This window comes from Cellulomonas sp. KRMCY2 (assembly GCF_000526515.1).
Classification (GTDB): Bacteria; Actinomycetota; Actinomycetes; order Actinomycetales; family Cellulomonadaceae; genus Actinotalea.
In genome coordinates this window covers 172,722-184,683 of record NZ_JAGF01000001.1, presented here as the reverse complement: position 1 = coordinate 184,683, position 11,962 = coordinate 172,722, and the positions used below count along the sequence as shown (strand labels likewise).

Sequence of the window (11,962 nt, the reverse complement as noted above, 5' to 3'; positions counted from 1 at the left end):
GCCGACGGTCCCGCCGGTGAACGCCGCGGTGCCGTACCTGGACCATGCGGGCACCATCGCCCTCGCGCACCGTGGGTTCTCGCCGCACGGGCACGAGAACTCGATGGCTGCCTTCGCGGCAGCCGTCGACCTCGGCTTCCGCTACGTCGAGACCGATGTGCACGCGACCAGCGACGGCGTGGTGGTCGCGCTGCACGACGCGACCCTCGACCGGGTCACCGACGGCGCCGGCCGCGTCGCCGAGCTGCCGTGGCGCACCGTCCGGGAGGCGCGGATCGGGGGTTCGGAGCCGGTCCCGACCCTCGAGGACCTCCTCGGCGCCTGGCCCGAGCTGCGGGTCAACATCGACATCAAGTCCGCCGGTGCCGTGGCGCCGACCATCTGCGTGATCGAGCGGGTCGCGGCGCACGGACGCGTGTGCATCGCCTCGTTCTCGGACGCCCGACGACGCGCCGTCGTGCGCGGGCTGTCGCGGCCGGTCGCCACGTCGGCCGGCTACGGGACGATGGCGGCCTTCCGGATCGGCACCGGGGCCCGCTCGGCGACCGCTGCCCGGCTGGCGCTGCGCGACGTCGACTGCATCCAGGTGCCCGAGCGCTTCGGTGTGGTCCCCGTGGTGACGGCGCGGAGCGTCGCGGCCGCGCACGCCGTCGGCGTCCAGGTGCACGTCTGGACGGTCAACGACCCGTCGGACATGCACCGCCTGCTGGATCTCGGCGTCGACGGCCTGATCAGCGACCGCGCGGACCTGCTCAAGTCGGTCCTGGTCGAGCGCGGCCGGTGGCCCGAGACCTGACCGTGACGGGTACCGGGCCCGGAGGCCGACGGGTTCAGAGCCCGAGGGCGACAGTCAGGTCGGCGCGGACGGCATCGAGCCTGGCCCGGGCGGTCGCACGCGCCTGGGTGACGGTGTCGGTCGAGGCGTGCTCCTCGACGGGGACGATGACCTCCAGGTAGCACTTGAGCTTGGGCTCGGTACCGCTGGGGCGGATGACCACCCGGGTGCCGTCCGCCGCGAGCAGCCGCAGGCCGTCGGTGGGCGGCAGGGCGTCCGGTCCGGTCCCGGGCTCGGCGAGGTCGACGAGCTCGACGACCGGTGACCCGGCCAGGGTCGTCGGTGGCTCGGCCCGGACGCGCGCCATCGTGGCCGGGATCTGGGACAGGTCGGCGAAGCGCGCCGCGAGCTGGTCGGTCAGGTACAGCCCGTGGCGACGTGCGAGGTCGTCGAGCAGGTCGACCAGCGTGCGGCCCTGGGCGCGGGTGGCGCCGGCCAGCTGTGCCAGCAGCAGCGCGGTGCTCAGACCGTCCTTGTCGCGCACGACAGCCGGGTCGACGCAGTAGCCGAGTGCCTCCTCGTAGCCGAAGACGAGCCCGTCGACGCGGGAGATCCACTTGAACCCGGTGAGCGTCGAGCGGTGCTCGAGGCCGTGCGCCGCGGCGATCCGGGCCAGCAGCCGGGAGGACACGATCGAGTTCGCGAGCACCCCGTCGGAGCCGGCCGCCCGGGCCGCGACGTACTCGCCGAGCAGTGCACCGACCTCGTCGCCGTGCAGCATCCGCCAGCCGTCGCCGGGGGCTCGCGGATCGCGAACCGCAGCCGCGCACCGGTCGGCGTCGGGGTCGTTGGCGAGCACCAGGTCGGCGCCGACCTCCCGGGCCAGTGCCAGCGCGAGGTCGATCGCGCCGGGCTCCTCGGGGTTGGGGAAGGCCACCGTCGGGAAGTCGGGATCGGGCAGGGCCTGCTCGGCCACGATGTGCAGGTCCTCGAAGCCGGCCCCGCGCAGCACGAGCTCGGCGACATGCCCGCCGACCCCGTGCAGCGGTGTCAGGACGATCCGCAGCGTGCGGGGGACCGACCGGTCCCGCAGGTCGGCCACGGCGGCCAGGTAGGCCTCCAGGACCTCCTCACCGAGAACCGTCCAGCCGCCTGGCGCGCGGGGCACGGAGGTCACCGAGCTGACCTGGGCGATCCTGGCAGCGATCTGCGCGTCGTAGGGCGGCACGATCTGGGAGCCCTGTCCGCTGTCGGTCACGACCCGGCCGCCGAGGTAGACCTTGTACCCGTTGTCCTCGGGCGGGTTGTGGCTCGCCGTGACCATGACCCCGGCGTCGGCGCCGAGGTGCCGGACGGCGAACGCCAGGATCGGGGTAGGCAGCGGCCGGGGCAGGAGCAGGGCGTGGCCGCCCGCGGCCATCACGACAGCTGCCGTGTCCTGTGCGAAGACGTCCGAGTTGTGGCGGGCGTCGTAGCCGATCACCACGCGGGGGCCCTCGACCGCGGGCTGCCCGGCGGCGCGCAGTGCCGTCAGCTCGGTGTCCAGGTAGCGCACGAGGCCGGCCGCGGCCCGGATGACCACGGAGCGGTTCATCCGGTTGGGGCCGCCACCGAGGGCGCCCCGGAGCCCGGCGGTGCCGAACTCGAGCATGCTCCGGAACCGGTCCGCGAGGTCCTCCTGCGCCTCCTGCGCGTACCGGGCCAGCGCAGCGCGCTCGGCCTCGGGCGTGCCGGCGTCCGAGGTCCGGGTGGCCGACGACAGCAGCGCGCGGAGCTCCTCAGCGGTGCGGGGGTCCGGGTCGTCGTCGATCCAGGCCGTGACCGCTGCGGCGAGGGCCGGGTCCAGCGTGAGGTCCTGCGAGCCCGTCATGGTCAGATCCGTCCGGCGATGTCGGCGAGCAGGCGGCTGATCCTCGGCGCGGCTGCCTGGCCGGCCTCGATGACCTCGCCGTGGGACAGGGCGGTCGGGCTGATCCCTGCCGCGAGGTTCGTGACCAGGGAGATGCCGAGCACCTCGAGCCCCGCATGGCGGGCGGCGATCGCCTCGAGGGTCGTCGACATGCCGACCAGGTCCGCGCCCATCCGACCGGCCATGGTGACCTCGGCCGGGGTCTCGTAGTGCGGGCCGCGGAACTGGGCATAGACGCCCTCGGCGAGCGAGGGGTCGACCTCGTGGGCGACGTCGCGCAGGCGCTGGGCGTACAGGTCGGTCAGGTCGACGAAGGTGGCACCCTCCAGCGGTGAGGTCGCCGTCAGGTTCAGGTGGTCGCGGATCAGCACCGGGGTACCGGGCGCCCAGTCCCGGTTGAGCCCGCCGCAGCCGTTGGTCAGCACGACGGCACGTGCACCGGTCGCGGCGGCGGTGCGGACCCCGTGCACGACGCGGCGCACACCCTTGCCCTCGTACAGGTGCGTCCGCGAACCGAGCACCAGCGCGTACCTGTCGGTCCCGGCCAGCCGGATCGAGCGTGTCATGGCGCTGTGGCCGGCGACGGCGGGTGCGGCGAAGCCCGGGATCTGCTCGCTGGGGATCTCGGCGACCGTCTCACCGAGCAGGTCCGCCGCGCCGCCCCAGCCCGAGCCGAGCACCAGGGCGATGTGGTGCCGGTCCACGCCGGTCGCCACGGCGATGGCGGCGGCGGCCTCTCGAGCCAGCGCGAACGGGTCAGTCGTCGGGTCGTCGAGGACGCCGGGTCCACCAGCCGCTGTGCTCATGGCACGAGGCTATCGTCGGGCGCTGCCGTGCGCGGCACGGCACAATGCCGTGGTGACTGCGACCACTCCCGGCACTGCCGAGCCCACCCCACGTCCCGGGGTACGGGACGGCCGCCCCGCCCAGCACGTCGTCGTGGTCGGCGGCGGCCCTGGGGGCTACGAGGCGGCGCTGGTGGCGCGGCGATCGGGTGCCCGGGTGACAGTCGTGGAACGCACCGGCCTCGGCGGCGCGGCCGTGCTCACCGACGTCGTCCCGTCGAAGACCCTGATCGCCACCGCCGAGTGGATGACCATCGCCGAACGGGCGTCCGACCTGGGGATCCGGATGGCCGGCATGCCCGCCGACGCACCGGACCGCAGGCACCAGGTGGACCTCGGCCGGGTCAACGCCCGGGTGGTCGAGCTCGCTGCCGCGCAGTCGGCCGACATCCGGGGTCGGCTGCTGGCCGAGGGTGTCGAGATCCTCGCCGGGACGGGCCGGCTGGACGGGCCGGCCCGGGTCGTCGTCGAGCCGACCAGGTCCGCAGGTCCGGAAGGGACCGCCGCGGCGGGCCCGACGCTCGACGCCGACGTCGTCCTGCTCGCGACCGGCGCCACCCCGCGGACGCTGCCCGGCGCGCAGCCCGACGGCGAGCGCATCCTGACCTGGACCCAGCTCTACGGCCTGACCGACCTGCCCGAGCGACTGATCGTCGTCGGCTCCGGCGTGACCGGCGCCGAGTTCGCCGGTGCCTACGTCTCGCTCGGCTCGGACGTCGTGCTGGTCTCCTCGCGGGACCGCGTCCTGCCGGGCGAGGACGCCGACGCGGCGCGGGTGATCGAGGACGTCTTCCGGCAGCGCGGGATGACGGTGCTCGGCAACGCCCGCGCGTCGGCCGCCCGATCCACCGGCGAGGGGGTAGAGGTGACCCTCGACGACGGCCGGGTGCTCACCGGGACGCACTGCTTGTTGGCGGTCGGCTCGGTGCCGACCACGCAGGGCCTCGGGCTCGTCGAGGCCGGTGTCCGACTGACCCCCAGCGGCCACATCGAGGTGGACCGGGTGTCGCGGACGAGCGTCCGCGGCGTGTACGCGGCGGGGGACTGCACAGGCGTCCTGCCGCTCGCGTCGGTCGCAGCGATGCAGGGCCGGATCGCCATGGCGCACGCCCTGGGGGACACCGTCCTTCCGCTCGACCTGCAGACGGTCGCCGCGAACATCTTCACGGCGCCCGAGATCGCCACGGTCGGCCTGTCCCAGCGGGAGCTCGAGGAGCAGGGCGTGCGGCACCTGACGAGCACGCTCGAGCTCGCGCGCAACCCGCGCGCCAAGATGCTGGGGATCAAGGACGGCTTCGTCAAGCTCTTCGCGCACGCCGCGACGGGCATCGTCCAGGGCGGTGTCGTGGTCGCACCCAGGGCCGGCGAGCTGATCTTCCCGATCACCCTGGCCGTCGGCCGGCGACTGACCGCCGACGACGTCGCGCAGGCGTTCACGGTCTACCCGTCGTTGTCCGGCTCGGTCACCGAGGTCGCGCGCCTGCTGCACCAGCGGCGCGACTGAGGACGCGGCCCGCACGTCGGGCACCGGTCCGCACGTCGGGCACCGGCCCGAACCGTCGGTCGCGGCCCACATGCCAGGCACCGGCCCGCACGTCAGACGAAGAGCCCCTCGCCGACGTACGCACCGTCAGGGCCGCCGAGCCGTGCGCCCGGCGGCACCCCGGGTGGCGCCGCCCAGAGGCCCGACCCGGTGTGCCGCAGGTACTCGCTCATCGCGTCGTCACGGGCCAGGACCGTCTGCAGTGGGACGTACTGGGTGCGGGGGTCGCGGACGTAGGCCAGGAAGAAGAGCCCGGCATCGAGGTGGCCGAGCCCGTCCGAGCCGTCGGTGTAGTTGTAGCCGCGGCGGAGCATCCGGGCGCCGCCGTTGCTGGTCGGGTGGGCCAGCCGCACGTGGGAGTCCGCGGCGATCAGCGGTATCCCACCGCGACCGGTCGCCGCGAGGTCCGGCTCGGTGAGCTCGGTGCCCCCCGACAGCGGTGCACCCGACCCCTTCGTGCGTCCGACGATGGCCTCCTGCTCGCGCAACGACGAGCGGTCCCAGGTCTCGATCGTCATCCGGATGCGCCGCGCGACCAGGTAGCTCCCGCCGGCCATCCACGACGCGTCACCGCCCTCGCCGGCACCGTCCCCGGCGCCGGCCCAGACGTGGTCCTCGACCAGGTCGTGCTGCTCGGCCTTGAGGTTGGCCGTGCCGTCCTTGAAGCCGAAGAGGTTGCGCGGGGTCGTCTGCGAGGTCGAGGTCGAGGACGTGCGCCCGTAGCCGAGCTGGCTCCAGCGGACCGAGGCGGTGCCGAACGCCAGCCGGGACAGGTTGCGGATCGCGTGCACCGCGACCTGAGGGTCGTCGGCGCACGCCTGGACGGCCAGGTCGCCGCCGCAGCGGGTCGGCTCCAGCGCGTCGCCGGGGAAGTGCGGCAGATCGGCGAGGGCCGCCGGACGGCGGTGGGCGAGGCCGAACCGGTCCGTGCCGTCGGCCGTGGTGAACAGGGACCCACCGAAGCCGAAGGTCAGCGTCAGCCGGGAGGGCGCCAGGTCCATCGCCTCACCGGTGTCGTCCGGAGGGGCGTCGTAGGGCCCGGAGTCAGGGCCGAGCTCACCTGCCGGAAGGCCCTGCGTCATCCGGGCCGCGGCGGCCGTCCAGCGGCGCAGGAGCAGGATGACGTCCTCGCGCGACGTCGTGCTCAGGTCCCACGACGCGAAGTGGAGCCGGTCCTGCGCGGGTGTGACGATGCCTGCCTGGTGGACGCCGGCGAACGCGTGGACGTCCGGGACGGCGGCCGCGCTCGCGTCGCGCGCGGACCGCGACCCGGCCTGCCACCCGAGCCCGCCGGCACCCACCAGTCCGACGGCCCCGGCACCGGCCATCCCCAGCAGGGAACGACGGGACAGGCCCGCACCGGGCCTGTCGTCCGCGCGGCCGGCCGGCCCGCTCAGAGGACCACCGCGGCGGTGAGCCGCGACAACGGTTCGCCGAGCGCATCGACGGCGGCGGCGAGCTCGCGGATCTCCTCGGTCGTCAGATCGGTGTAGAACGCGAAGCCGTCGCCGACCCGCTGGGCGTCGAGGAGCCCCTGCACGTGGGCGAAGCGCTCGTCCAGGGTCTCGACCAGCGCGGGGTCCTTGGCGTCGACGACCTCGCGCAGACCGTCGAAGGCCACCTTGGCGCCGTCGACGTTGGCCTGGAAGTCCCACAGGTCGGTGTGCGACCAGACCTCCTCCTCACCGGTGACCTTGCCGGTCGCGACCTCGTCGAGCAGGCTCTTGGCGCCGTTGCCGATCTGGTCGGCCGACAGCGTGAAGCCGTCGTCGTGCACCCGGTCGTACAGGTCCTGGGTGTCCGCCACGAGCAGGTCGGCGTAGTGCTCGCGCTCCGCCGTCGTCAGCGGGACGTGGACGCCTCCGCCGTCGGCATCCGGCGCCGGTGGCCAGAGGTCCTTCTCGATGACGTGCCAGCCGGTCCACTGCGCGCCGGCCTCGACGTCGGCCTCGCGCAGGTCCATCCGCGGGTCGAGGTCACCGAAGGACTCGGCCACGGGCTCGATCCGCTCCCAGTGCATCCGGGTCGGGGCGTAGCCGGCGCGCGCGGCGTCGTCGTCCCCTGCGACGTAGAGCGCGGCGACGTCCTGCGTCGCGGTGAGCAGCTGACCTGCCTGGTCCCGGACGTAGGCGAGGTACGCGAAGCTCGCGGCGGCGAGCTGGTCGGCCACGGCGCCGGTGGGCCCGATCGCGATGCCCGAGTCGGTCACGGTGAGGTCTGCCCGGATGCCCGCGCCGACCATCCCGGGCTTGCAGGCCGTCTGGTAGGTGCCCGGCGGCACCGTGACCACGAGGTCGCGGGTGATCCCGGGGCCGATGTTCTCGACCTCGGAGACGATCCGCAGGCCGTCGGGCGCCAGCAGGTAGAACTCGGTGACCTCCTGGCCGGAGTTGGTCACCTCGAACACGACGGTGCCGGACGGGACGGCGTCCGCCGACACGAGGCACTCGGTTGCCGAGGAGTCGACAGTCAGCGTCGTCGATCCGTCCCCGGCGACGGCCGGGTCGTTGGCCACGCAGCCGGTGAGGCCTGCCACGAGGAGGGCGGTGAGGGCGACGGCCGGTCGAGCGGGGGCGCGGGTCATCGAGGGCTCCAGGGCAGGGTTGTCAGCGGGCGTGGCGGACGTGGACCGGCCGCAGCGGGCAGCGGCCACGTCCGGCAGCCGCCGCGGGCGGACGAGGTCAGACGGCGACGGTCGTGGCTTCACGGTCCGGGGCCGACGTCGCCGACGCGATCGCCGGCGGTGCCGACGGGCCCTGCCGCGGCGCCGGTGACCACACCGTGCGAGCGAAGAGCGTCGCGGTCGGTACGACGTAGGCGGTCCACGCGGCGAGCTCGAGCCAGGTGGTCACGGGGGAGAAGTTGAGGACGCCCTTGAGCAGGGTCCCGTACCAGCTCTGCGGTGGTACCGCGGCCGACACGTCGAAGGCGAGGGCGTTCAGGCCCGGCAGGACGCCTGCCTCCTGGAGGTCGTGCACCCCGTAGGCGAGCACCCCGCCGGCGACCACGACGAGGAACAGGCCGGTCCACGAGAAGAAGACCCGGAGGTTGAGCGAGACGGCGCCACGGTAGAGCGCCCAGCCCAGCGCTGCGGCGCTGAGCAGACCGAGCACCGCGCCGACCAGCGGCTGGGTCGATGCGCCGGTCGCCTCCGCCGCGGCCCACAGGAACAGGGCCGTCTCGAGGCCCTCGCGGCCGACCGCGAGGAGGGTCATCACCAGCACGGCCCACCGGCCCGCCGTGAGCGCGTCGTCCAGGCGGGTGTGCAGGTCGGCCTTGAGGTACCGGGCGGTCCGGCTCATCCAGAAGATCATCCAGGTGATCAGGCCGACCGCGAGGATCGACAGCGTCCCGCCGATCAGCTCCTGGGCCTCGAACGTCAGCCCGGACGGCCCGAAGGTGAGGACTGCGCCGAAGGCCAGGGAGACCATGACGGCCGCGGCGACGCCGAGCCAGACCTGGTGCACCAGGTCGCGCCGTCCGGAGCGCACCAGGTACGCGAGCAGGATGCCGACCACGAGGGCGGCCTCCAGGCCCTCCCGCAGGCCGATCAGGTAGTTCGCGATCATCGAGTCTCCGCACAAGAATAGGTATGCCTTACCTAACTCGAGAAGCGTACCTCATCGCCGGAGCCGGATCGGCATCGGTCTGCGCACCTGGCCGGGTGCGTCAGGGCAGGAGCTCGCGCAGCACCGGCCACGCCGTGGCGAACGCCGTCAGGAGCGGTCGGTCCGCCACGTCGTCGAGGCCCACCCAGGCCACGTCGAGGCTCTCGGGATCGGTCGGTCGGGGGTGCTGCGGACCGGTGGCTGCGGCGATCACCGTCGTGTAGCTCCATGACCCGTGGTCGAGCACCCGGGTGGCGACGACCTCGAGCGCGCGCGGGTCGATGCCGGCCTCCTCGGCCGCCTCGCGCACCGCACCGTCGACGGCCGGCTCGCCAGGGGCGAGCGCTCCACCGGGGATGCCCCAGGTGCCGCCCTGGTCGCTCCACAGCGCCCGGTGCTGCAGGACGACCTGGGTCCCGACCGGCGCCTGGCGGAAGAGCAGCAGACCCGCCGCGCCGTGCAGGCCCCAGTGCCGCGAACCGCACGTGCAGTCGAGCCAGGCGTCGCCGGGCTGGCGGTGCAGCCCCTGACGCGGCCGCCCGCTCACGTCAGTCGACGATCTCGCAGATCGCCGTCCCGGCGCCGACGCTCGCGCCGACACCCGCGACGAGGCGCTGGACGGTGCCGGCCCGGTGGGCGAGCAGCGGCTGCTCCATCTTCATCGCCTCGAGGACCACGACCAGGTCACCCTCGGCCACCATCGCACCCTCGGTGACGGCCACCTTGACGATCGTTCCCTGCATCGGGGAGGCGAGCGTCGTGCCGTTGCCCGCGCTGACCGGCCGGGCCGACGGACGTCGCGTCCGCGACGCGCGGGTCGCGAGCCCGCTGCGGGTGCGGGACGAGGCGAGACCCATCCCGGCCGGCAGGACCACCTCGATCCGCCGGCCACCGACCTCGACCACGACCCGCTCGGTCGCGGCAGGCTCGGGCTCGGAGCGCTCCGACGATGCCGCCGTATCAGGTGCCGCCGGGGCCCGGAGGGTCGGCAGCCGATCGGCGAAGGCGGTCTCGATCCAGCGGGTGTGCACCGTGAACGGCTGGCTGGGGTCGGCCGGGACGAAGGCGGGGTCGTCGAGCACGGCCCGGTGGAAGGGCACGACCGTGGGGATCCCGGTGATCTGGAGCTCGGCAAGGGCGCGTCGGGCGCGCTGCACGGCCTGCGTGCGGGTCGCTCCGGTCACGACGAGCTTGGCGATCATCGAGTCGAACGCACCCGAGACGGTGTCGCCCTCGACGACGCCGCTGTCGACCCGCACGCCCGGACCGCCGGGCAGGCGCAGGGTGGTGATCCGACCGGGCGTGGGCATGAACCCCGCGGCCGGGTCCTCGCCGTTGATCCGGAACTCGATCGAGTGGCCGCGGACCGCCACCTCGGTGTACCCGAGCGGCTCACCGGCTGCGATGCGCAGCTGCTCGCGCACGAGGTCGATGCCGGTGACCTCCTCGGTCACGGGGTGCTCGACCTGCAGACGGGTGTTGACCTCGAGGAAGGAGATGGTGCCGTCCTTGGCGACGAGGAACTCGCAGGTGCCGGCACCGACGTAGCCGGCCTCACGCAGGATCGCGATCGACGACTCGCGCATCAGGCGCTCCTGGTCGTCGGTCAGGAACGGGGCGGGAGCCTCCTCGACGAGCTTCTGGTGGCGGCGCTGCAGCGAGCAGTCCCGGGTCGAGACGACGACGACGGTGCCGTGCATGTCCGCGAGGCACTGGGTCTCCACGTGGCGCGGGGAGTCGAGGTACCGCTCGACGAAGCATTCGCCGCGACCGAAGGCCGCCGTCGCCTCACGGACGGCCGAGTCGAACATCTCGGCGATCTCGCCCATCTCGCGGGCTACCTTGAGGCCGCGCCCGCCACCGCCGAAGGCGGCCTTGATCGCAATCGGCAGACCGTGCTCGACGGCGAACGCCGTGACCTCGTCCGCTCCGCTCACCGGGTCGGCCGTCCCGGCGACCAGGGGCGCCCCGGCCCGGTGGGCGATGTGCCGGGCGCTGACCTTGTCGCCGAGAGCCACGATGGCCGACGGCGGCGGACCGATCCAGACCAGGCCGACGTCGATCACGGCCTGGGCGAAGTCCGCGTTCTCGGCGAGGAACCCGTAGCCCGGGTGGACCGCGTCGGCACCCGAGCGCCGGGCTGCCTCGAGCAGCTTGCCGATGTCCAGGTACGTCTCGGCCGCGCGCGCGCCGCCGAGGGCGAACGCCTCGTCGGCCAGGCGCACGTGCAGGGCCTCGCGATCGGAGTCGGCGTAGACCGCCACGCTGGCCACCTGCGCGTCGGCGCAGGCGCGTGCGATGCGGACAGCGATCTCACCGCGGTTGGCGATGAGGACCTTGCGGATGGCGGGCACGGCTCACCGTAACGTCACGTGCGCCGACCCTTCACGCCGGGCAGGTCCACCCGGTCAAGACTGTGCGGATCGGCAAAGCGAACCGGGGGTGCTTTGTCGGGTTCGCCTACGGGGCCGTGTCCGCGGGCCCGGTCGCCGGCGCGGCCCCGGTCGCAGGTCCGCCCGTCAGTGCCTTCGTCGCGCGGGCCCACAGGTCGGGGACGATGACCCCGACCTCACCGAGCAGGTCGCGCAGCACGGGCAGGCTCAGGCCCACGACGCCGTGGTGGTCACCTTCGATGCCCGTGACGAACGGGCCACCGAGGCCGTCGACGGTGAACGCTCCGGCGACCGCGAGCGGCTCACCGGTGGCGACGTAGGCGGCGATCTCGGCGTCGGACAGGTCGGCGAAGTGCACAGTGGTCGACGAGGTGATGCCCAGGGTGCCACCGGTCCCGGTCGCGTCGGGCGTGCCGGTGTCCCGGAGGTCGATCAGCCAGTGGCCGGTGTGCAGGATCCCGGTGCGCCCGCGCATCCGACGCCACCGGGCGGTCGCGTCGGCAGCGTCCACCGGCTTGCCGAACGTGCGCCCGTCGAGCTCGAGCAGGGAGTCGCAGCCGAGCACGAGGACGTCCTGCGCCGCCGCGTCGCCCAGCTCGTCGCCGTCCTCGTCGTACCGGTCGAGCTCGTGCAGCTCCGAGGCGGCCTCCGCCTTGGCCTGGGCCAGCAGCAGGACCTCGTCGGCCGGTGCGAGGGGCCCGAAGCGTTCGGCGGCGGCCGCGAGCACGGCGTCCTCGTCGACGCCGGAGACGCGGACCCGGGGCTCGATACCGGCCGAGCGGAGCGTCGCGAGCCGGGCCGGGGACGCCGAGGCCAGGAGAAGGATCACCGGGCGAGGGTACCCGCCGAGCCCGGGCACCACCGCACGACGGGTCGGACCCATGACCCC

Annotated in this window: 10 protein-coding genes; 2 read left to right on the top strand and 8 right to left on the bottom strand. The window is 74.0% G+C overall.

The annotated features are described in order from the left end of the window. Positions 1–16: 16 nt before the first annotated feature. The gene (locus tag K415_RS0100950) at positions 17–796 is read left to right on the top strand and encodes a glycerophosphodiester phosphodiesterase (protein WP_024285251.1); all 780 of its coding nucleotides are present in this window, start codon (positions 17–19) and stop codon (positions 794–796) included. Between the two features lie 34 nt (positions 797–830). Here K415_RS0100950 and K415_RS0100945 read toward each other — a convergent pair whose 3' ends face one another. After that, positions 831–2,645 carry a phospho-sugar mutase gene (locus K415_RS0100945; protein WP_024285250.1) on the bottom strand — a complete coding sequence of 605 codons (1,815 nt, stop codon included), beginning with the start codon at positions 2,643–2,645 and terminating at the stop codon, positions 831–833. A gap of 2 nt (positions 2,646–2,647) precedes the next feature. Further along, positions 2,648–3,490, bottom strand: a complete 843-nt coding sequence (locus tag K415_RS0100940) for a purine-nucleoside phosphorylase (protein ID WP_024285249.1) — start codon at positions 3,488–3,490, stop codon at positions 2,648–2,650. Between K415_RS0100940 and K415_RS0100935 the strand changes: the two genes are divergently transcribed. Continuing rightward, complete coding sequence (locus K415_RS0100935) at positions 3,489–5,033, top strand: NAD(P)H-quinone dehydrogenase (protein WP_081784821.1); 1,545 nt, start codon at positions 3,489–3,491, stop codon at positions 5,031–5,033. The two genes, K415_RS0100940 and K415_RS0100935, sit on opposite strands and share 2 nt — an antisense overlap. A gap of 92 nt (positions 5,034–5,125) precedes the next feature. Here K415_RS0100935 and efeB read toward each other — a convergent pair whose 3' ends face one another. The 6 genes from efeB to K415_RS0100905 all read right to left on the bottom strand — a co-directional run bounded on the left by efeB (position 5,126) and on the right by K415_RS0100905 (position 11,956). Further along, positions 5,126–6,469, bottom strand: a complete 1,344-nt coding sequence (efeB, locus tag K415_RS0100930; RefSeq protein WP_029664312.1) for an iron uptake transporter deferrochelatase/peroxidase subunit — start codon at positions 6,467–6,469, stop codon at positions 5,126–5,128. After that, positions 6,466–7,656, bottom strand: a complete 1,191-nt coding sequence (efeO, locus tag K415_RS0100925; RefSeq protein ID WP_024285247.1) for an iron uptake system protein EfeO — start codon at positions 7,654–7,656, stop codon at positions 6,466–6,468. Before efeO ends, efeB begins: the two co-directional genes overlap by 4 nt. A gap of 97 nt (positions 7,657–7,753) precedes the next feature. Further along, on the bottom strand, positions 7,754–8,641 hold the full coding sequence (gene efeU / locus K415_RS0100920; RefSeq protein WP_024285246.1) for an iron uptake transporter permease EfeU: 888 nt from the start codon (positions 8,639–8,641) through the stop codon (positions 7,754–7,756). A 100-nt stretch (positions 8,642–8,741) separates the two neighbouring features. Continuing rightward, positions 8,742–9,227: an NUDIX hydrolase gene (locus K415_RS0100915; protein WP_024285245.1), complete on the bottom strand. Its 486-nt coding sequence runs from the start codon at positions 9,225–9,227 to the stop codon at positions 8,742–8,744. A 1-nt stretch (position 9,228) separates the two neighbouring features. Beyond that, entirely contained in the window at positions 9,229–11,034 is a 1,806-nt protein-coding gene (locus tag K415_RS0100910) for a biotin carboxylase N-terminal domain-containing protein (RefSeq protein ID WP_024285244.1), read from the bottom strand. Positions 11,035–11,140: 106 nt separating this feature from the next. Continuing rightward, positions 11,141–11,956 (bottom strand): nucleoside triphosphate pyrophosphatase, encoded by an 816-nt coding sequence (locus tag K415_RS0100905; protein WP_081784820.1) that lies wholly within the window; start codon positions 11,954–11,956, stop codon positions 11,141–11,143. Positions 11,957–11,962: the final 6 nt, after the last annotated feature.

Coding starts and splice junctions, on each gene's coding strand:
- K415_RS0100945 (WP_024285250.1), bottom strand. CDS start 2,645: ATGACGGGCTCGCAGGACCTCACGCTGGACCCGGCCCTCGCCGCAGCG.
- efeO (WP_024285247.1), bottom strand. CDS start 7,656: ATGACCCGCGCCCCCGCTCGACCGGCCGTCGCCCTCACCGCCCTCCTC.
- efeU (WP_024285246.1), bottom strand. CDS start 8,641: ATGATCGCGAACTACCTGATCGGCCTGCGGGAGGGCCTGGAGGCCGCC.
- K415_RS0100935 (WP_081784821.1), top strand. CDS start 3,489: ATGGCACGAGGCTATCGTCGGGCGCTGCCGTGCGCGGCACGGCACAAT.
- K415_RS0100940 (WP_024285249.1), bottom strand. CDS start 3,490: ATGAGCACAGCGGCTGGTGGACCCGGCGTCCTCGACGACCCGACGACT.
- K415_RS0100905 (WP_081784820.1), bottom strand. CDS start 11,956: ATGGGTCCGACCCGTCGTGCGGTGGTGCCCGGGCTCGGCGGGTACCCT.